This window comes from Halorubrum trueperi (assembly GCF_042662525.1).
In the GTDB taxonomy this organism is placed as follows: Archaea; Halobacteriota; Halobacteria; order Halobacteriales; family Haloferacaceae; genus Halorubrum; species Halorubrum trueperi.
Genome location: NZ_JBHSXI010000001.1, coordinates 69324 through 88927, shown reverse-complemented (window position 1 = coordinate 88927; position 19604 = coordinate 69324). Strand labels below are relative to the sequence as shown.

The 19604-nt window shown below is 67.8% G+C and carries 13 protein-coding genes and 1 pseudogene; 7 read left to right on the top strand and 7 right to left on the bottom strand.

Features of this window, described 5'->3' with window-relative positions; all coding sequences use genetic code 11:
• Positions 1-103: 103 nt before the first annotated feature.
• On the bottom strand, positions 104-1450 hold the full coding sequence (locus ACFQEY_RS00415) for an MFS transporter (RefSeq protein ID WP_379763657.1): 1347 nt from the start codon (positions 1448-1450) through the stop codon (positions 104-106).
• A 175-nt stretch (positions 1451-1625) separates the two neighbouring features.
• On the opposite strand from ACFQEY_RS00415, the gene ACFQEY_RS00410 reads away from it, so the two are divergent.
• Positions 1626-1757, top strand: coding sequence for a DUF7503 family protein (locus tag ACFQEY_RS00410; protein ID WP_379763655.1), 132 nt, complete (start codon positions 1626-1628; stop codon positions 1755-1757).
• Here the strand turns inward: ACFQEY_RS00410 and ACFQEY_RS00405 are convergent, their stop codons facing one another.
• On the bottom strand, positions 1758-3923 hold the full coding sequence (locus ACFQEY_RS00405) for a caspase family protein (RefSeq protein ID WP_379763653.1): 2166 nt from the start codon (positions 3921-3923) through the stop codon (positions 1758-1760).
• Between the two features lie 156 nt (positions 3924-4079).
• Here ACFQEY_RS00405 and ACFQEY_RS00400 point away from each other — a divergent pair, with 156 nt between their 5' ends.
• From ACFQEY_RS00400 to ACFQEY_RS00390, 3 genes are all read left to right on the top strand, one after another.
• Complete coding sequence (locus ACFQEY_RS00400) at positions 4080-5036, top strand: succinylglutamate desuccinylase/aspartoacylase family protein (protein ID WP_379763651.1); 957 nt, start codon at positions 4080-4082, stop codon at positions 5034-5036.
• Entirely contained in the window at positions 5036-6385 is a 1350-nt protein-coding gene (locus ACFQEY_RS00395; RefSeq protein WP_379763649.1) for a pyridoxal-phosphate dependent enzyme, read from the top strand. Before ACFQEY_RS00400 ends, ACFQEY_RS00395 begins: the two co-directional genes overlap by 1 nt.
• A 105-nt stretch (positions 6386-6490) precedes the next feature.
• Positions 6491-7387 carry a ketopantoate reductase family protein gene (locus ACFQEY_RS00390; RefSeq protein ID WP_379763647.1) on the top strand — a complete coding sequence of 299 codons (897 nt, stop codon included), beginning with the start codon at positions 6491-6493 and terminating at the stop codon, positions 7385-7387.
• A 579-nt stretch (positions 7388-7966) separates the two neighbouring features.
• Here ACFQEY_RS00390 and ACFQEY_RS00385 read toward each other — a convergent pair.
• A complete protein-coding gene (locus ACFQEY_RS00385; protein WP_379763646.1) occupies positions 7967-8188 on the bottom strand; it encodes a DUF7556 family protein in 222 nt (73 codons plus the stop codon).
• Positions 8189-8501: 313 nt separating this feature from the next.
• Between ACFQEY_RS00385 and ACFQEY_RS00380 the strand changes: the two genes are divergently transcribed.
• Genes ACFQEY_RS00380 through ACFQEY_RS00370 form a run of 3 tightly spaced genes read left to right on the top strand, consistent with a single transcriptional unit; the run spans position 8502 to position 11770 of the window.
• Complete coding sequence (locus ACFQEY_RS00380; protein WP_379763644.1) at positions 8502-9350, top strand: CBS domain-containing protein; 849 nt, start codon at positions 8502-8504, stop codon at positions 9348-9350.
• Positions 9351-11150: a glycine--tRNA ligase gene (gene glyS, locus ACFQEY_RS00375; protein ID WP_379763642.1), complete on the top strand. Its 1800-nt coding sequence runs from the start codon at positions 9351-9353 to the stop codon at positions 11148-11150.
• 2 nt (positions 11151-11152) lie between these two features.
• On the top strand, positions 11153-11770 hold the full coding sequence (locus ACFQEY_RS00370) for a dolichol kinase (RefSeq protein WP_379763640.1): 618 nt from the start codon (positions 11153-11155) through the stop codon (positions 11768-11770).
• 536 nt (positions 11771-12306) lie between these two features.
• Here ACFQEY_RS00370 and ACFQEY_RS00365 read toward each other — a convergent pair.
• The 4 genes and pseudogenes from ACFQEY_RS00365 to ACFQEY_RS00350 form a co-directional block, all read right to left on the bottom strand.
• A pseudogene (locus ACFQEY_RS00365) lies at positions 12307-15224 on the bottom strand (DEAD/DEAH box helicase).
• A gap of 355 nt (positions 15225-15579) precedes the next feature.
• Positions 15580-16272 (bottom strand): V-type ATP synthase subunit D, encoded by a 693-nt coding sequence (locus ACFQEY_RS00360; RefSeq protein ID WP_379763638.1) that lies wholly within the window; start codon positions 16270-16272, stop codon positions 15580-15582.
• 130 nt (positions 16273-16402) lie between these two features.
• A complete protein-coding gene (locus ACFQEY_RS00355) occupies positions 16403-17827 on the bottom strand; it encodes a V-type ATP synthase subunit B (RefSeq protein ID WP_379763636.1) in 1425 nt (474 codons plus the stop codon).
• Between the two features lies 1 nt (position 17828).
• Entirely contained in the window at positions 17829-19604 is a 1776-nt protein-coding gene (locus ACFQEY_RS00350; protein WP_379763634.1) for a V-type ATP synthase subunit A, read from the bottom strand.

Here is a 19604-nt window from a genome sequence, read left to right as displayed (position 1 = left end):
GCAAAAAATCGACGGGGCGGTCGAACCGCTCGCGGCGCGCTTCCGTCAGTGGCGCATTTCCGCCGGCTGCGTACTTCCGCCAGCAGCGCGCTTCCGCCAGCGGTCACGCGTACGCGTCGTACTCCTCGCCGAACAGCGCGAAGTACGCGGCCCCCACGAGTCCGATCCCGCTCGCGAGGCCGAACGACAGGACTGGGCTTCCTTCGAACGCGATATCGGTCGTCGGGATCGAGAAGCCGCCGTATATCAGCCCGCCGAGCGCCGCGCTCGGGATGACGATCGCGTTGCGGAGGAGGTAGTACGATCCTGAGACGCGGCCGCCGGTGTCGCGCTCTGCGGGACCGACGATCAGCGCCTTATGTGCGGGAAGTCCGGCGAACCGGAGCCCCGAGAACGCGAACAGCAGGACGACGAGCGGTGCGGTCAGTGGCGTGTCGGCGGGAACGCTGATGAGCAGCGCGGGGAAGACGGCGTAGACGAGGAATCCGATCGCGACGACCGGTTTGAGGCCAACGGACTCCGCGGCGCGCGCCGCGGGGGGCATCGAGACGAGCGCGACGAGCATCTCGATCGCGAGCAGTACGCCGAAGAAGGCCGCCGGCGACAACGAGAGCGGGCCCATATCGAGGCCGACCTCCAGAAACTGCGTGATCACGATGACGAAGAAGACGTACACCATCCCGTTCGCGAACCGGACGAGCGTGTCGCCGACGAGCAGTGGACGGAGCTCCGGCGGGAGGTTCCGGAGATCGTCGGCGATCTCGTGGATGCCCTCGAACTCCTTCCCGAGCGTGTCCTCGCTGGCGTCGTACAGAACGTGTTGGAGCGCGGTGGCGACGACGCCGAAGAACAGCGCGATCGCGAGCACGTACTGGAAGCTCACGGTGAACTCCGCAACGTACTGGATCACGCCGGCCGCGATCAGCGGGCCGATCAGGAACGCGGTCCGGCGGAACACCTCGGTGCTCGCGAACCCGCGCGCCAGTCGCTCCGGCGGCACGGACTGCTTGACGATCGCGAACGTTGCTCCGAGCCCGAACGACTTCCACGCCTGCGCGAGAAAGAGCCCGACGAAGATCCAGATCCACGGCTCGAACACGACGCCCCCGACAGTGATCGTGCCGAGGGTCGGGGCGACGAGCCAGACGGCGAACCCCAGACTCGACAGCACCCCGAACAGCGTGAGCGCGATCCGAGATCCGATCCGGTCCGAGAGCCGACCGCCCGGGTACGGGTACACCGCGCCGATGACGTTGCCGACGGTCCCGAACAGCCCGATGACGAACGCGCCCGCCCCCAAGGCGCTCATGTACTCCGGGACGTACCGGCTCGTCATCTGGAATCCCAGGCTGAACGCGAACATCGCGAGCGACAGCACGAGCACGTCCCGACGCAGCGAGAAGAACTGCCGAAACGGGTCGAGGAGGTCGACGTCGTCGGGCTCGCTCATGTCGAATCACTCCGCCGAAACCGGCATTAAGCCACCGGTCGGTGGGGGACGAGAGCGACAACCCGGTGGGAGCGCCGGTCTCCCGTATTATTTCATTTGTTTGAATATTCAAATATATAACAATAGTCATCGCAAAATGATTTCAGATTTAATTACACGCGCTATCTCGTGTAATATGCACGAAAGTGTAGCAGACTACGTGGCAGAGCACCCGAAAATGGCCGGCGTCCTGTTCACCGCGCTCCTCCTGCTGACGCAGGCGGCACCCGCGTCGGCGAACGCACTGGCGTCGGTGGCTGGTCCCTGATCAATCGAACTCGTCACTCCACACCAACCCCGACTGCGTAAATACGGGAAGTACCTCCAAACTCAGAAACTTTTCTAGTTGCGATTCAGTGACATTAGTTAGCGCTATCTCACTCGGAACATAGTAATTGGACGGACTTGACTCGGTATTCGGAGTCGTCAGCGTGCCCGATCCGTAGGGGCCGTTCGGATACACTTTGACGGACACGTTCCACGGCGTGTTCTCGCTGTGGACGGTAACGGCGGCGACCACCCCGCTTCGGCTCTGACAGATCGTCGTCCCCCCGTCACCGAGGACGATGTATTGGTTGCCGGTGATCAGCTCCCGCTTCGCGACGTGGAGCGCGGTTCGAAGGTTGAATCCGCTGTTCATCAGCCGTGCGATGATTCGACCGAGCTGGGTCGCCGGCGAGTTCGCCACGTCTGAGAGAGTCACGATCCCGCCGCGGGATCCGCGGTGGATCAGCGCCTCTCCCTGCTGGTACGACTGACAGGCGTTGAGTAGGAAGGCGCTGACGCCGACGTCGAGGTCTTCGGCGGTGAGATCGAGGTAGTCGTCGGTACACTGCATGCCCCGCTCGTCGACGTGACCCACGTAGTGAAGGAAGTCGACGTCCGAGCAGAGCACCTCGCGCATCTCCTCGCGAGTGAGGTCGTGGCGCACCTCGATGTCGAACTGGACCATGTCGCGTAACCCGTACAGGTTCGCGACCTCGCCCTCCTCGCGCATCTGCTCGTCGTTACACACCACGAGAACCGAGATCCGCGACTGCTCGACCGCGCCCTCCTCCAGCCGTCGGTGATACGCGTCGAGCGTTGCCTTGTTCGCGTCCAGCGGAACGCCCTCGCCCACCCACGCGTGCTCGACCGTGTCCACCGGATCGGGCCGCACGAAGTCCGCGTCGGTCGGGACCGCCCCGCGGTCATCAGTGGCGTCCGCACCGCGGGACACCGAGACGTCGGTCCCCCCGCGAACGAACTCGTCCGGGCCGACTGCGACCGGACTGAGGGCCGGTCGCGCGTCCGGCCGCGGGGCCGCGACGGGGCCCGTTCCTCGGAAGAACCCGGTACCGATGCCGCCGCCTCCGCCGCCGCGTTCGCTCCCGCCCGCGGTTACCGGCGTCACCGTCTCCGGGGACCGGACGATCGACAGTTCCCCGGCCACGAACGGGAGCATTTCGACGTTCTCTGGATCGGGGCGCACGTCGGTCGTCAGCGTCCACTGGGGGAGTTCGGGTTCGACGCGGTCGAAGGGGACCTCGAGGTACGCGCCGAGCCGTTCCGCGAGGGGGAGGTCGTACAGCCGCTCCCAGTCGAGGTCGAGGCCGGTCGTCTCGCGCTCGTGGAGGTCGACCGGGTAGAACCCCTCCGTGCGAACGAGACAGTCGAGGTGGAACGACTGCCGGAGCACCTCGGCCGTCCGACGCTCGAAATCGGGCTCCAACGGGTACGACCAGCCCTCGCCCTCGATTCGGGGGACGTCACCGGGAACGACGTCGGCGGCGAAGTAGTACGCCAGAGAGACGACCGGGTAGAGGTACCGGTATTCGGCCGGAACGACGATCCGGACGCCGCTGTCGAGCGGTTCGACTCGCTCCGGGACCCGAAACTCGTCGCCGGACTCGACGAGCGGCGGGTGCCCGCGGAGGGTCGGGAACGATCGCTCAGGGCTCGTCGTCTGGAGCGCAGAGCCGAGCAGCGACACGGCGTCCATCAGCGATTCGGGGTCGGTCGGCGTGGTGATCGTACCGGCCGGAACCTGGTGGAGCGACCGGAATCCGAGCGTGACCTCCGCGGGGGAGTCGAGGTCGATCCGGGTCGTCCGATCCGTCGTCGAGACCGAGAACGCGGATTCGAACGTCAGATACAGCTTGGTCGGTGCGGGATCGATCCCGACGTGGTACGTCCCGGTGGGCATCCAGTAGTCGTCGCCGCGGGTGAGAAGCGCACCGTCGTCCCCGCGGGTCTCGACGACGGCGACCCGCGGGATCTCGACCGCGCCGGTCTCGACGGCGACGCTCGCGTCGACGGGGAAGTAGTGGTCGTCGGTCGGCCTCGCAGTCGGAACGACCGCTCGATCGGTGTACACCTCGAACTGCGTGTTCTCGATGTGGTCCGTGACGGTGAGTCCGGCCGTACCGGACAGCGGATCGATGTCGATGCTCATGTGGGGTGACCCCGCGCCCGCTGCGAACGGGCCGTTCCGATGGCGGGACGGCGCGGTCGTCGATACCAATCCGTCGGTCGATGCGGCGATAAAACTTGTGCCGGGCGACCGCCGCGGACCGAACTGATAAAGGGGTCGCCGGCCCACGCTCCGGTAATGATCTCACTCGGAACGGCCCGCGCTCAACCGGGCGAGACGGACACGGGCCGTCTCGAAGTGGGCGAGACGCGCGACGGGAGCCCGGTTCGCTTGCCGGTCGCCGTCGTCAACGGTGCCGAGGAGGGCGAGACGCTGTACGTACAGGCGGTCAGTGACGGAGACGAGCTGAACGGGCTCGGCGTCGTCAACCGCGTCGTTCCCCGGATCGACCCGACCGAGTTGGCCGGGACCGTTCTCGTCGTCGGCGTCGTCAACTACTTCGCGTTCCAGGTCGCGGAGCACCGGAATCCGATCGACGATCGGAAGATGAACCGCGGGTATCCGGGCGACGAGGACGGGACGACGAGCGAGCGGATCGCACACGCGACGTTCCAAGCCGCGAAACGCGCGGACCTCATCTTGGACCTGCACCAGGGTTCGACCAGCCGGATGATAAACGAGACGCGGGTTCGCTGCGGGATCCGCCACCACCTCCACGGCGACTGCCTGGAACTCGCGAAGGTGTTCGGCTGCGGGCACGTCCTCGATATCAAGGGACCCGACGGCCAGCTCGCGCGGATCGGCCCTGAACACGGGATCCCGACGATTGACCCCGAGCTCGGGGGCTGCGTCGGCTGGGACGAGGAGTCCATCCGGTACGGCGTCGAGGGCGTGTTCAACGTGCTCCGACACTACGGCTTCCTCGACGGCGACGCCGACCTCGAACAGCAGGTCAGGGCCCGCGGCTTCGACCAGTACGGCTCCCCCGCCGGCGGGCTCGTGCGATTCGAACGAGAGCTCGGCGAGCGCGTCTCCGCCGGGGACGTCCTCTTCGAGGTGACCGACGTGTTCGGCGGACTGGAGGCGCGAGTGACCGCCGACGACGGCGGGATCTTCTGGCGAACCCGTCGACTTCCCCAGGCCGCGGCCGGCGAGTACGTCTGCTCGGTCGGCACCAACGTCGACCGGTACTGATGGTCCCGGACCGCGAAGAGGCGGGCGATTCCGCGATCCCGAGACGGCTCGCCTGTCCCGACTGCGGAGAAACGTACCGCGACCGGTGGCGCTGCGCGTGCGGCGCTCCGCTGTCGTTCGCCGACCCGCCGGCCCCGGCGAGTCGGGACCCGCCCGACGCGGTGTCGAGCGAGGTCGACCGGGACGGACTGTGGGCGTTCGAGGATTTCCTGGCCGTCGGCGACGACCCCGCCGATCGGGTGACGCTTGGCGAGGGAATGACGCCGCTCGTCGACGCCGATCGGTCGATGGGCGGCGACGGCGCTCGCGGTGGCGACGACCACGACCACGACGGCGACGACCATGACCACGACGGCGACGACCACGACCACGACGGCATCTGCGACAGCCCGGGAGACGGTTCGGACGCCTGGAACGCGGCGTTCAAACTGGAGTACGTCTTCCCGACCGGCTCGTTCAAGGACCGTGGCGCGACGACGACGCTGACCCGCGCCCGCGAGTTGGGCGTCGACCGGGTCGTTGAGGACTCCTCCGGAAACGCCGGAGCGGCGATTGCGACGTACGCGGCCCGAGCCGGGATCGAGGCCGAGATCTACGTCCCCGCGGACGTCAAGGACGCCAAGCTCCGCGCGATCCGGCGGGCGGGGGCCGAACCGGTTCGGATCGAGGGGAGCCGAGCGGACGTGACGGACGCGTGCGTCGACGCGCTCGACGCACTCGACGCTGACGGCATCGACGGCGTCGACGAAGGATCCGACGCTGAGGCGGGCGAGGCGGTCAAGGTGGCTGCCGGGAGCGGCGCGTGGTACGCGAGCCACGCGTGGAATCCGGCGTTCTTCGAGGGGACCGCGACGGTCGCCTACGAGATCGCCTACCAGCGCGGCTGGGACGCCCCCGACGCGGTCGTGACCCCGGTCGGCCACGGCACCCTCTTTCTCGGCGCGTACCTGGGGTTCGAGCGGCTCGAACGCGCGGGGTGGATCGACGAGGTACCTCGCCTGTTCGGCGCGCAGGCGGCCGGCGTCGCGCCGATCGTGCGCGAGCTTCACGGGCCGCACGCCGCGGACCCCGAGGGGCGCGTCAACGTGGCGGCCGACGGGATCCGGATCGCCGATCCAGTGCGGAAGGCGGAGATCCTCGACGCCGTCGCCGACACTGACGGCGACGCGCTCGCGGTCACGGAGTCGGCCGCCGAGCGCGAGCTCGATCGGCTCCACGCCGCCGGCTTCTACGTCGAGCCGACCAGCGCGGTCGCGCCGGCCGCCCTGCGAACCCTTCGGGCGCGCGGAGCCATCGCTCCCGACGACGACGTCGTCGTCCCGCTGACCGGGAGCGGACTGAAGACCTGAGGCGGCGGAGCCGGCCGTCACCGCGTTCGCGCCCAGCCGCGCTCGGACGCGACCGCCGGGCTCGGACCGGCATCCCTTTTCACCCGCGACGCCGTGCGTGGGCATATGGAGGTCCTCGTCTACGGCGCGGGCGCGCTCGGCAGCCTCGTCGGCGGGCTGTTAGCGCGAGCCCACGAGGTCACTCTCGTCGGGCGCGACCCGCACATGCGCCGGATCCGCGAGGACGGACTCCGGATCGACGGCGAGGTCGACGTCCGCGTCCGTCCCCGGGCGCTCACCGACGGGACCCATCGATCGGCGGATCTCGCGCTGGTCACGACGAAGGCGTACGACACGGACGCGGCCGCGCGGGCGCTCGCGACCGGCGAGTACGGCACGGTGTGCTCGCTCCAGAACGGGTTCACGGAGGAGCGGCTCGTCGCGGCGCTCGACGCGACGGTGCTCGCGGGCACGGCAAGCTACGGCGCTCGGTTCGCCGAGCCCGGTCGGGTGACGTGTACGGGGGTCGGCGAGGTCGTCGTCGGGGCGCTGTCGGGAGGACCGGATCCGCTCGCCGGGCGGGTCGGGGCCGCATTCGACGCGGCGGGGATCGCGACGACGGTCGCCGAGGACATGCCCCGGCGGCGGTACGAGAAGCTCGCGGTCAACGCCGGTATAAACGGGCCCTCGGCGCTCGCTCGGCTCTCGAACGGCGCGACGCTCGACGGTCCGGCCGGCGATGTCGCCCGCGGGGCCGCACGCGAGGCGGCGAGGGTCGCGCGGGCCGACGGCGTCGACCTCGCGGGCGACGGGGCGGTCGCCGCCCTCGAACGCGTCGTCGCCGACACCGCCGCGAACCGGTCGTCGATGTGCGAGGACGTCGCCGCCGGGCGGCGGACCGAGGTGGACGCGATCTACGGGGCCGCGATCGGCCGCGCAGACCGGTTCGGGGTGACCGTGCCGACGTGTCGGACGATCGCGTCGCTGATTCGGGCGTGGGAACGAGGCGAAGGGATTCGTTAGTGAAAATAAGGTAACGATGCGGTGCGGTGGCGTCGCCGGCGGCTCCGCCGCCGGCTGCAAGCGAGAGCTTCGCTCTCGCCCTGCGCCTCCGAGCGCTCGCTTATAAGCGAGCGCGAGGAGCCCGCGAGGGACGCGGTGAGCGCTCGGAGAGCGCGAACCGCGAGGCTGGGGAGGCGTGAGGTGCTGTGCGGAGCGGTGCGGGGTGGGTCTCAAAGGGGCAGGCGCGAGACGGGCGCAGGCGATGTAAGCAGGGAGGGACCGAAGGTCCCTCTTGAAGCCGGCGCGGAGCGCCGGCGACACTGGAAGGAGCGAACGGAGTGAGCGACTGAAGCGCGTGGTTCGAGACGCCGGAGGCGTCTCGTCATCACGAAAATCTTCGATTTTCGAACGACAGCGAGCGTCCGCCCGTCTCGCGACTGGGGCTTTGGATGTGGTCACTGCGCCGTCAGCGATCACGTATAAACGGGTAGTTGAGCCGTTGAAAGCGCTCTTCGTGACAGCTATTTATAACCGAGCGACCGAAACCTAGCGAGCAGTCATCGCACCGGAACGGTTCACGTATAAATGAACGATCGAGCCTCAACACCACTCTTCGAGGATGGTCGCGTCCGTCTCGTCGACCGAGACCCACGCGTTCTCGCGGGAGACGTCCGCGATCACGAGCTCCGATCGCGACGACGAGGAGTCGATGGAGGCCATGATGTCCGGCGAGTCGCCGGCGTCGAGGGCCGGATCCGTCGGCAGCGCCGTCGGACGGTGATCGGGGTCCGGGTCGTCCCATGGAGTGGAACTCCGTGACATGGTTGTCAATAGTTCACACTACGTATAAGGGTTCCGAACCGGGACCGGCCGCCGTCGATGGATCTCCGGTTCAAGACGAGAATTGACGAACGAACGCGGAGATGTCCGTGGATCGAACGGCGATCGTCGGCTATCGGCGTCTATTCGCCGAACACGTAACGCGTCTGTCGAGGGCGGGATCGGCGTCCCGCCGGACGTGACGGGCCCTCGTCGCCCACGGAAACGTCCTCGCCCACGGAATCACGGTGATCGCGGCCGAGCTTCCCCAACCACCTTCGCAGTATACAAGAGGTGCCACGCTGAATGACGGTGCATGAACGTATCTGACGCCATGACGCCGCGAGCGGATCTCGTCGTCGTCGAGATTCCGGGGAGCCGGAACGACGTGCTGGAGTACATTCAAGAGTACGGCTTCTCGTCGGTCCCGGTCGTGAAAGACGTCGACGGCGAGGAGGTGTACCGCGGGCTGGTCTCGCGGGACGACCTCATCGAACAGCCGGACGAAGACCAGCTCGCGCTGTTGATGCGCGAGGTGCCGACGATCGGGGCCGACGACGACATCGTCGACGCGGCCGCCACGATGGTCGCGGAGAACTCTCGGCGGCTCCCGGTTGTCGACGGCGACGCGCTCGTCGGCATCTGCACCGTCACCGACGTGGTGCGGGCGATCGCCCGCGGCGAGATCGACGGCGACACCGAGGTCGGCGGGCTCGCGACGCGGGCGGTCAACGCGACCCACACCGAGACGCCGCTGCCGGTCGCCGAGCGCGAGATCGGGCTCGCGAACGTCCCGTACGCGGTCGTGCTCGACGACGACGCCGCGATAGCAGGCATCCTCACCGAGGTCGACGTCCTCGAAGTCGCCCGCGTCGTCGAGGGCGAGGCGAGCACGGGCGACTCGATCGCAGAGCAGGACTCCGAGTGGTCCTGGGAGGGGATCAAAGCGACCGGCGCGCGCTACCTCCCGACCCGGAACGTGGAGCTTCCCGTGGGCGCGACGCGCCACTTCATGACCGCGGAGCTCGTCACCGTCTCCGGCACGCGGACGGCCAAGGCGGTCGCCCAAGAGCTCATCAGCAACGACATCGAGCAGGTGCCGCTCGTCAACGGCACCGATCTCGACGGTATCGTCCGGGACGTGGACTTGCTGGAGGGGCTGTAGATGGCCGCGGGCGACCTCGTTGAGCTGGCCAAACGACGCGGGTTCTTCTTCGGGTCGAACGGCGCGTACGGCGGTACCGCCGGCTTCTACACGTTCGGCCCGCAGGGCGCGGCTCTGAAGAAGAACGTCGAGGACGCGTGGCGCGACCGGTTCACCATTCGCGAGGGGAACCGGGAGATCGAAGCGCCGACGATCATGCCCGAGGCCGTCTTCGAGGCCTCCGGCCACCTGGAGGGGTTCGACGACATGCTCGTCGAGTGCCCCGAGTGCGGCGAGTCTCACCGGGCCGACCACCTCGTCGAGGACGCGACCGACGTCGAGGACGCGGAGGCGCTCCCCGGCGCGGAGGTCGAGGAACTGATCGCCGACAACGACATCGCCTGTCCGTCGTGCGGCACCGCGCTGGCCGGCGAGCCGGTCGAGGCGTTCAACCTCATGTTCGCGACCGACATCGGTCCGGGCGACGGCCAGCCAGGCTACCTCCGCCCCGAAACCGCGCAGGGCATCTTCGTGGAGTTCCCGCGGCTGAAGGAGTACGCCCGCGGAAACCTCCCGTTCGGGATCACCCAGATCGGCCCCGCCTACCGCAACGAGATCTCCCCGCGCGGCGGGCTCCTCCGGCTTCGCGAGTTCACGCAGGCGGAGTTGGAGCAGTTCATCGATCCCGAGGCCGACGAGCCGCCGCTCGACCGCGTCCGCGACGTCGACGTTCGGCTCTATCCCGCCACGGAACAGGAGGCCGACGACGGCGGCTACCTCGACACCACGATCGGCGAGGCGGTCGACGAGGGCGTCATCGGCTCCCCGTGGGTCGGCTACTACCTCGGCGTCGCCCAGGAGTGGTACGAGCGGGTCGGCGTCGACACGGACCGGTTCCGGTTCCGCCAGCACCTCGCCGGCGAGCGCGCCCACTACGCGGCCGACTGCTGGGACGCGGAGAGCGAGGTCGACGGCGACTGGATCGAGATCGCCGGCTTCGCGTACCGCGGCGACTACGACCTCTCGAAACACGACGAGTACGGCGACGACTCCTTCACGGTCTTCAAGCGCTACGACGAGCCGAAGACGGTCGAACGCGCGACCGTCGACCCCGACATGTCCGTCCTCGGGCCCGAGTTCGGGGGTGACGCAGCCGCGGTCGCCGACGCCCTCGAAACACTCGCCGAGCGCGACCCCGACGCGTTCGACGCCGAGACGGTCGCGGTTGACGTCGGGGGCGACGGCGACGCCGGCGAGACCTACGAGGTCCACGCAGACGTGGCGAACTTCTCGATCGAGGCGGTGACCGAGAGCGGCGAGCACATCACGCCGCACGTCGTCGAGCCGTCCTTCGGCGTCGGGCGGACGGTCCAGACCCTGCTCGCGCACGCCTACGAGGTGGACGAGGTCGACGGCGAGGAGCGCACGTACCTCTCGCTCGAACCCGAGGTCGCGCCGCAGGACGCCGCCGTCTTCCCGCTCGTCACCAACGACGATCGGCTCGTCAGCCTCGCCGACGAGGTCGCGGCCGATCTCCGCGCGGCCGGACTCGCGGTCGCGTACGACGACTCCGGTTCGATCGGGCGGCGCTACCGCCGGCAGGACGAGGTCGGCACCCCCTTCTGCGTCACCGTCGACCGCGACGGGATCGAGGGATCGGGGCCCGACACGGTCACGGTCCGCGAGCGCGACTCCGCGGTACAGGTCCGGGTTCCCGCCGACGAGCTGGCCGGGAAGCTGACCGCGCTCCGGGCGGGCGGCGAGTTCGACGCGGTGTTGGAGGGGTACGACCGCGTCGAAACTGACGTCGAGACGAACTGATCGTGGCCGCTTCGGGGACGGAATGGCGCGAGCGCGTGGAGTTCGAGCGGCGGCTGGTTCACTCCGGCGGCACGCTGTACCCGGTCCCGTACCTGCTCGGCTGGCTGACATGGACCGAGACGCGGTACTTCCTCGTCGCCGCGCTCGCGATCGTTCTCTCCCTGGAGTTCCTCCGGCTCGTCGTCGGACTCGACCACGCCGTCTACCGGAAGCTGACCCGCGAGTACGAGGCCGACGCCCTGGCGGGGTACGCGCTGTATCAGTTGAGCATGACCGGCGCGGTCCTCCTGTTGGAACCGACGCTCGCGATCCCCGCGATGTGGATGCTGTCTATCGGCGACCCGGTCAGCGGCGCGCTCGGTGACAACGACGCCACGGAGGCGAAGCGGCCCGCCGCGTGGATAGCGATGTTCCTCGTCTGTTTCGGGCTCGCGGTCCCCTTCACGATCCCCGCGTTCGGCCCCGACGTCGGCGTCGCGGTCGCGGTCGCGGGAGCCGCCCCCGCCGCCGTCGCCGACGGCCTCCCGCCGATCATCCGCGGCGTCGCCGTCGACGACAATCTCACCATTCCGCCCGCCGCCGCCGGCGGGATGCTCCTCGCGCTCGCCGTGTTGGGCTGAACGCCAGCAGCGATCCGACAGTCGATATCTGAACGGGCGGATCGCTGGCGACGAAGACTCGATTACTCGACTACTTATAAATGAACGCGCGGTGCGGTGGCGTGCGCCGGTGAGCGGCCGACAGGCCGCGAGCAGAATCGCGCGAGGGAGCCGGGGCGGAGCTTATAAGCGCCGCCCCGACGAGGCTGGGGAGGTGTGAGGTGCGGGGCTGTGCGGTGCGGGGTGGGACTCAAAGGGGCAGTCGCGAGGACGGCGCAGACGACGTAAGCAGGGAGGGACCGAAGGTCCCTCTTGAAGCCGGCGTGGAGCGCCGGCGACACTGCAGGGAGCGAGCAACGCGAGCGACCGAAGCGCGAAACGAGTGTGCGCCGTCCTCGCGACTGGGGCTTTGGAAGTGTTCACCGCCGATCGACAGTCATCAACATATAAGCGAGCGACTGGGGCTATGTGAATAGATACCGCGCCAGAAACGATTTATAAACTATCGACCGACTCATCACGAATCCATATATAAACTGTTCAGTCGCCATCCCCGTTCAATCCCAGAACGACTGCGTCCGCGCGTACTCGCGTTCCTGTCGCAGCACGTCACGGTAGAACTCGTCTTCGTCCTCGCGCAACTTGTTGATGATTCGGGCGGCGTTGTGCGGCCCGACGCCGCGAGCCGCCAGCGCGATCACCGCCCGCTTCCCGTGCGTCTGGACGAGGCTCGCGGCGCGGTGGGCGCGCCTCGTCCGCCGCTCCTGCTCGTCGTCCTTCTCGTCGGTCCGCACGGCGGCGACGGTCTCGTCGTCCCACGGATTCAACGCCGCGATCCGGGTCGACCCGCACTCGGGGCACTCCGGCCGGTCGCGGACGCGTCGAACCTTCGTCGTGCGCTTCCAGTCGGTACAGTGGAGACAAAACAGGATCACCCGATCGTTTCGGATGCGCTCGCGGATCGTCTCGATCACGTCGGCGTCGGCGTTCTCGGGCACGAGGAACTCGGTCCCCGACGACCGCCCGGCGGTCCCCAGGGGGGTTCGCTCACGAGCGATGTCGAGTTCTAGTGACTCAGACTGCACCGCCGCGAGCAGGTCCGCCGTCTCCGCGACCGCGAGGTCGGCGTGGAACACCTCTCGCAGCGCCTCGTCGTAGACCGGCGTCCCCTCCAGCGCCGCGAGGAGGCGGTCGCCGCCGAACCGCCCGCGCCCCTCGCGGTAGCGTTTCACCGCCCCAAACTTCGCGGCGACCTGCGCGAGCGTGAACTTCAACGCGTCGGAGTTCTTCAACGCGAGTTCGAGGTACGCCGCCAGTCGGTCGGGGTCCGTCGTCTCCAGCACCTCGCGGAAGGTGCTCGGATCGACGCCGTGCGGTACCTCGAACTCGATCCGGTACGGGTCCACGTCCATCCCGATCGACGAACCCGTTCGCTGTCCAACGAGCGCCGCGAGCAGCCGCGCGAGCGTCTCGTTCACCTCGTGGCCGAAGGCGACGTTGACGGCGACGGTACGGGCGCTCCCCTCGATGACGATCCGTCGGTCCGTGGGGACCGGGTGCCCGGCGTCGACGTGGTCGACGATCGGCTTCAGAGCGCTCGCGACCGTGTCCGAGTCGGTCGGATATCGGTCCGTCAGATCGCCCGCGACCGCCTCGGGGGTCGAGCCCGCCGCGAGCGCCTCGGCGGCCTCCCCGCGGATCCGTCCGACTTCTTCGGCGACGGGCTTCGGAACGGGGATCTCCTGCCCGATCCACGACGGCACCTCGCCCGTCGGGTCGGGGATGGGCGTGACGCTCACGCGCTCCTCCTCCTCGTCGACCTCCGTGATCCGCCACATCTCGCCGCGCTGGACGAACGTCTCGCCCGGCCCGGCGAAGTTGACGACGAATCGCTCGTCGAGGGTGCCGATCTGTCTCCGGGAGGACATGTCGTACACCTCGTAGGTGGACTCATCGGGTATCATCGAGAGGTTCGCGTAGAAGTACTGCCACGTTCCCCCGACTTTTCGAGTGCGTCCGACTCCTCCTCGAGCCACAGGAGGCGGTTGCCGTCCAGTTCGCGGACGATCTCCTGGAACGTCGGCTCCGAGAGGTCCCGGAAGGGGTACGCGCTCGTGACGATATCGTAGGCCTCGCGGGCGTGCACGTCGCCCTCGTCCATCACGATCCCCACGATTTGGTTCGCGACCGTGTCGAGGCTCCCGTGGTGGATCGCGGCCGGCTCCACGAGTTCGGCGTCGGCGCGCCGCGCGATGGCCATCGCTTCGAGGGTGTCGTCGCCGCCCCGCGTCACGACGGTCCCCTCCGAGACCAGATCGCGGCGGTGGCCCGCACGCCCGACGCGCTGGAGCAGGCGGGCGACCTCGCGGGGGCTCCCGTACTGGACCACGTGGTCGACGCGCCCAACGTCGATTCCCAGCTCCATCGAAGAGGTACAGACCAGCCCGTCGAGCTCGCCGGTCTTGAACCGATCCTCGACGTCGATCCGCACGTCCTTCGAGAGCGAGCCGTGGTGGATCTCGATCTCGGTGGGATCTGCCGTTCCTTCGGTGTCGCGTTCACCCTCCGCGAGCGACTTGAATCTTGAGCCGAGCGCCTCCGCGGTCTGTCGCGTGTTGACGAAGATCAGCGTCGACTCGTTTTCGGCGACGATCTCCCGGATCGTCCGGACGTGGCTCGCGGTCGTCTCGTCGACCGCCAGCTTCCCGGCCAGCGTCGCGTCGCGCCCGCTGATCTCCGGGTCGAGCACCTGCACGTCGACGCGACTCCCCGCGGCTACCTCAACGATTTCGAACTCGCGGTCCCCCGGACGGCCGGGGTCGCATTTCCCGCTGCCGACGAGGAACCGTCCGACCTCCTCGGGAGTCCCGACGGTCGCCGAGAGCCCGATTCGCTGGAACGGACCCGCCACCCGGCGGAGGCGTTCGAGCCCGATCGTGAGCTGTGCGCCGCGCTTCGCGGAGGCCAGCTCGTGGATCTCGTCGATCACGACGTGGGCGACGTCTTCGAGGGCGATCCGCATCTTCGATCCCGTCAGGATCGCCTGCAGGCTCTCCGGCGTGGTGATCAGCACGTCCGGCGGGTCGTCGGCCTGTTTGCTCCGCTCGTACCGGGTGGTGTCGCCGTGGCGCACCGCGACCTCGACGCCGAGCCTGTCGCCCCACCACTCCAGCCGGTCCATCATGTCGCGGTTGAGCGCCCGGAGCGGGGTGATATAGAGAGCGGAGAGCCCCTCGCGAGGCTGGTCGCCCGGCGCGTCGCGGGCCGCGACGATCGCGTCGAAGACGGGTAACATCGCGGTCTCCGTCTTCCCGGTCCCTGTGGGCGCGAGCACGAGGGCGTTCTTCCCGGCCGCGAGCGGCGGGATAGCCTCTCGCTGGGGCTCCGTCGGCGTGGAAAAGCCCTGCTCGGAGAGCGACGCACGGACCTCGCTCCCGAGGTGCGCGAACGCGTCCATCCCCGCCTGTTCTGGCATCACTCCGAATTGGGCGTTCGACCGATTAAGCCCGTCGCTGAGCGAGCTCGATTCGGATGCTCGGAGGGCACACCGCAACCGGTCGGAGATTCCGACGCCCGCACGAGCCGTCCCGGCCGGGACGTTGAAAGTGATCACCGCAGCAGCCGCGATTCATAAATGATAAACGCCGGGTTCATACCAATTCATCGCGCCGTCAACGCCGCATACGCAGTCGCTAGCGACACCACTCGATCACGTATAAACAACCGCACGACGAGAGCGAATCACGCACTCCCGCCATCGAGCAAGCGGCACGTGTCTCGAACGTCAAACGACATCGCGTGAAAGCCCGTATGGCCGGCGATCGACCGCGTCAGTCGGCGGGCTCGGGATCCTCGATCGCGGCGGTCTCGGCGGCCGCTTCGGCCTCGGCCTTCTCCTCTTCTTCCTTTTTCGCTTTGATCTTCTTCAGCCGGAAGATCTCCTCGCGTTCCTGCTCCTCAAGCTTCTGCTCGATGTACTCCTGGTTCTCGTACAGGCGGGGCAGGAGCGTGAACTCTAAGGCGTTCACGCGGCGCTTGGTGGTCTCGATCTCCGTGAGCATCTTTTTCATCGCCGTCTCGACCTCGGCGGCGAGAATGACCTTCTCTAACAGCTCTTCGTAGGCGTCCGCGGCCTCGTCGATCCGCGCGGAGGAGCCGAGCAGTCCGTACCCCCGCTCGTCGAGGCTCTTTTTCACCTTCGAGGACTCGATCTGCGGGACGACGACGCCCATGATGTTCTTCGACTGGGTCGTGATCTCCGGGTGCTCTTTCAGCGCCGCGGCCGCGCCGCGAACGGCGACGTCTCCCTCCATCGCGCGGGCCATGTCGATTTTTCGTTGCGCCGTCTCGTAGTTCTCGGACACGTCCGATCGGACATCCTGCGCCTGATCGAGGATGTCCATGAACTCCATGATGAGGCCGTCACGCTTCTGTTCGAGCGTGTCGTGACCGCGCTCGGAGAGCTCGATGCGGTCCTCGATCGCCATCAGGTTCTTCCGCGTCGGTTTGACGTCCTTGGCCATCTATTGGGGAAACGTTCCGCTCCGAAGCGGATAATTCTTTTCAGTCGCGACGTGCCAGTGCCCGCCACCCGACTGCTATCGGCGTCGCTATTGGGCCGAGAACTCGCGAAAGCGCGGAAAGAAAGCCGCGTCAGTCGGCCGCTTCGACGACTTCGCGCTCGGAGTCGTCCTCGCGGTAGTACTCCTCGATGAACTCCTCATCGATCCGGTTGAGGGCGTCCTTCGGGAGCATCGAGAGCAGGTCCCAGCCGATCTCCAGCGTCTCCTCGATGCTGCGGTTCTGGTCGAAGCCCTGGTCGACGAACTCCGTCTCGAAGGCGTCCGCGAAGTCGAGGTACTTGTTGTCGAGCTCCGAGAGCGCCTCGCGACCGACGATGTTCACGAGATCGCGGAGGTCCTCGCCCTCCGCGTACGCCGCGAACATCTGGTCTTTCACGTCGGCGTGGTCCTCGCGGGTGAGCCCCTCGCCGATCCCGTCGTCCATCAGCCGCGAGAGGCTGGGGAGCACGTTGATCGGCGGCTGCAGGCCCTGACTGTTCAGGTCGGGGTCGACGTAGATCTGCCCCTCCGTGATGTATCCGGTCAGGTCCGGGATCGGGTGGGTGTCGTCGTCGCCCGGCATCGTGAGGATCGGAATCTGCGTCACCGACCCCTCACGGCCCTGGATCCGACCGGCGCGCTCGTACAGCTGGGCCAGGTCGGTGTACATGTATCCGGGGTAGCCGCGTCGGCCCGGAACCTCCTCGCGGGCCGCCCCGATCTCGCGGAGCGCCTCGCAGTAGTTGGTCATGTCCGTCAGGATGACGAGGACGTGGTAGTCCTTCTCGAAGGCGAGGTACTCGGCCGTCGTGAGCACCATCCGCGGGGTGACCGTCCGCTCGACGGCGGGGTCGTCCGCGAGGTTCATGAAGACGACGGAGCGCTCCAGCGCGCCGGTGCGCTCGAAGTCCTCCATGAACTCGTTCGCCTCCTCCTGGGTGATCCCCATCGCGCCGAAGATGACGGCGAACTCGGAGCCCTCCTCGTCGTCGTCGCCCTCCTCCTCTTCGGGCACGCTGGCCTGCCGGGCGATTTGCATCGCCAGTTCGCTGTGCGGCTGGCCGGAGCTGGAGAAGATCGGGAGCTTCTGGCCGCGGACGAGCGTGTTCATCCCGTCGATGGCGGAGACGCCCGTCTCGATGAACTCCTCGGGGTACTCCCGGGAGTAGGGATTGATCGCCGCGCCGACGATGTCCTGTCGCTCCTCGGGGACGATCTCCGGACCGTCGTCGATCGGGCGGCCGGAGCCGTCGAGGACCCGCCCGAGGAGGTCCTCGGTGACGGGCATCTTCATCGTCTCGCCCAGGAAGCGGACGGACGCGTTCTGGTCGATACCGGAGGTGCCCTCGAACACCTGGATGGCGACGACGCCCTCCGAGGATTCGAGCACCTGGCCGCGCAGCGTCTCCCCCTGTGCCGTCTCGATCTCGACGATCTCGTCGTAGCCGATCGACTCGTCGACCTCGGCGTACACCAGCGGGCCGCTGATCTCGGTGATAGTTTGATACTCTTTCATGTTAGTAGAGGCTCCGGAGTTCCTCGGTGATCTCCACTTTGAGTTCCTCGACGTACTCCTCGTAGTCCTCCTGGACGCCGATTCGGTTGATCCGGGGGGCGGCCTCGGTGTCGATGATGTCTTCGACCGGCACGCCCGCTTCGAGGGCGTCGAACGCCTCGTCGTTGAACGCCTCGATCGTCGTCAGCATGAGGTACGTCTTCTCCGGTGGACAGAACGTGTCGACCGGGTGGAACGCGTTCTGCTGGAGGTACGCCTCGCGAAGGTAGCGGGCGACCTCGAGGGTGAGCTGCTGGTCGTCCGGCAGCGCGTCCTTCCCGACGAGCTGGACGATCTCCTGCAGTTCGGTCTCCTCGTCGAGCACGTCGACCGCCCACTGACGCTTCTCGGACCAGTCGTCGGCGACCTCGTTCTCGAACCACGGATCGAGCTGATCCTTGTACAGCGAATACGACTCGTTCCAGTTGATTGACGGGAAGTGACGTCGCTCCGCCAGGTCCGCGTCGAGCGCCCAGAACGTCTTCACGATGCGAAGCGTGTTCTGGGTGACCGGCTCGGAGAAGTCGCCGCCGGGCGGCGACACCGCGCCGATCGCCGAGACGGACCCCTCCGTCCCGTTGACGTTCTCGAAGTAGCCGGCGCGCTCGTAGAACTGCGCCAGGCGGGCGGCGAGGTACGCCGGATACCCCTCCTCGCCGGGCATCTCCTCTAATCGGGAGGAGATCTCGCGCATCGCCTCCGCCCACCGCGAGGTGGAGTCGGCCATCAGCGCGACGTCGTACCCCATGTCGCGGTAGTACTCGGCGATCGTGATTCCCGTGTAGATACAGGACTCACGGGCCGCGACGGGCATGTTCGAGGTGTTTGCGATGAGCGAGGTTCTGGCCATCAGCGGGTTGCCGTTGGCCGGATCCTCCAGCTCGGGGAAGTCCTCGATGACCTCGGTCATCTCGTTTCCGCGCTCGCCGCAGCCGACGTAGACGATGATGTCGGCGTCGGCGTACTTCGCGAGCTGGTGCTGGGTGACCGTCTTCCCGGAGCCGAACGGCCCCGGAATCGCGGCCGTTCCACCCTTCGCGATGGGGAACAGGCCGTCGAGGATGCGCTGTCCGGACACGAGCGGCGTCCGGGGCGTCTTCTTGTTCGCGGAGGGGCGCGCCTCGCGGACGGGCCACTCCTGGTGCATCGAGACGTTCGTCCCGTTGGCGAGCTCCGCCACCGTCTCGGTGACGTCGAACGAGCCCGACTCGACGGCGGTGACCTCGGTGGTCTCGCCCTCGTCGAGGGCGTCCGGAGGCACCATCACCTTGTGGTCGATGGTGACCGTCTCCTCGACGACGCCGACCACGTCGCCGCGGCCGACCTCGTCGCCGACCTCGACGGCGGGCTCGAACTCCCACTCCTTCTCGAGGTCGATGCCGGGCGCGTCGACCCCGCGGTCGAGGTACGGACTGCCCATCTTGCCCTCCAGCACGTCCAGGGGACGCTGGACGCCGTCGTAGATGGCGTCCAACATGCCCGGACCAAGGTCGACCGACAGCGGCTCGCCCGTGCTCTCGACGGGTTCGCCGGGGGCGACCCCGGAGGTTTCCTCGTACACCTGAACGGTCGTGATGTCGCCTTCGATCTCGATCACTTCCCCCATGAGGCCTTCGTCGCCGACGTAGACGACGTCGTTCATGCGGGCGTCGAGGTCGCGGGCGCTCACGACCGGACCGCTCACGCTTTGGATAACACCGTCTTCGGCGGTGGTCTCCGTGGATTCTGCTTTACTCAT

Coding starts and splice junctions, on each gene's coding strand:
- ACFQEY_RS00415 (WP_379763657.1), bottom strand. CDS start 1,450: ATGAGCGAGCCCGACGACGTCGACCTCCTCGACCCGTTTCGGCAGTTC.
- ACFQEY_RS00410 (WP_379763655.1), top strand. CDS start 1,626: ATGCACGAAAGTGTAGCAGACTACGTGGCAGAGCACCCGAAAATGGCC.
- ACFQEY_RS00405 (WP_379763653.1), bottom strand. CDS start 3,923: ATGAGCATCGACATCGATCCGCTGTCCGGTACGGCCGGACTCACCGTC.
- ACFQEY_RS00400 (WP_379763651.1), top strand. CDS start 4,080: ATGATCTCACTCGGAACGGCCCGCGCTCAACCGGGCGAGACGGACACG.
- ACFQEY_RS00395 (WP_379763649.1), top strand. CDS start 5,036: ATGGTCCCGGACCGCGAAGAGGCGGGCGATTCCGCGATCCCGAGACGG.
- ACFQEY_RS00390 (WP_379763647.1), top strand. CDS start 6,491: ATGGAGGTCCTCGTCTACGGCGCGGGCGCGCTCGGCAGCCTCGTCGGC.
- ACFQEY_RS00385 (WP_379763646.1), bottom strand. CDS start 8,188: ATGTCACGGAGTTCCACTCCATGGGACGACCCGGACCCCGATCACCGT.
- ACFQEY_RS00380 (WP_379763644.1), top strand. CDS start 8,502: ATGAACGTATCTGACGCCATGACGCCGCGAGCGGATCTCGTCGTCGTC.
- glyS (WP_379763642.1), top strand. CDS start 9,351: ATGGCCGCGGGCGACCTCGTTGAGCTGGCCAAACGACGCGGGTTCTTC.
- ACFQEY_RS00360 (WP_379763638.1), bottom strand. CDS start 16,272: ATGGCCAAGGACGTCAAACCGACGCGGAAGAACCTGATGGCGATCGAG.
- ACFQEY_RS00355 (WP_379763636.1), bottom strand. CDS start 17,827: ATGAAAGAGTATCAAACTATCACCGAGATCAGCGGCCCGCTGGTGTAC.
- ACFQEY_RS00350 (WP_379763634.1), bottom strand. CDS start 19,604: ATGAGTAAAGCAGAATCCACGGAGACCACCGCCGAAGACGGTGTTATC.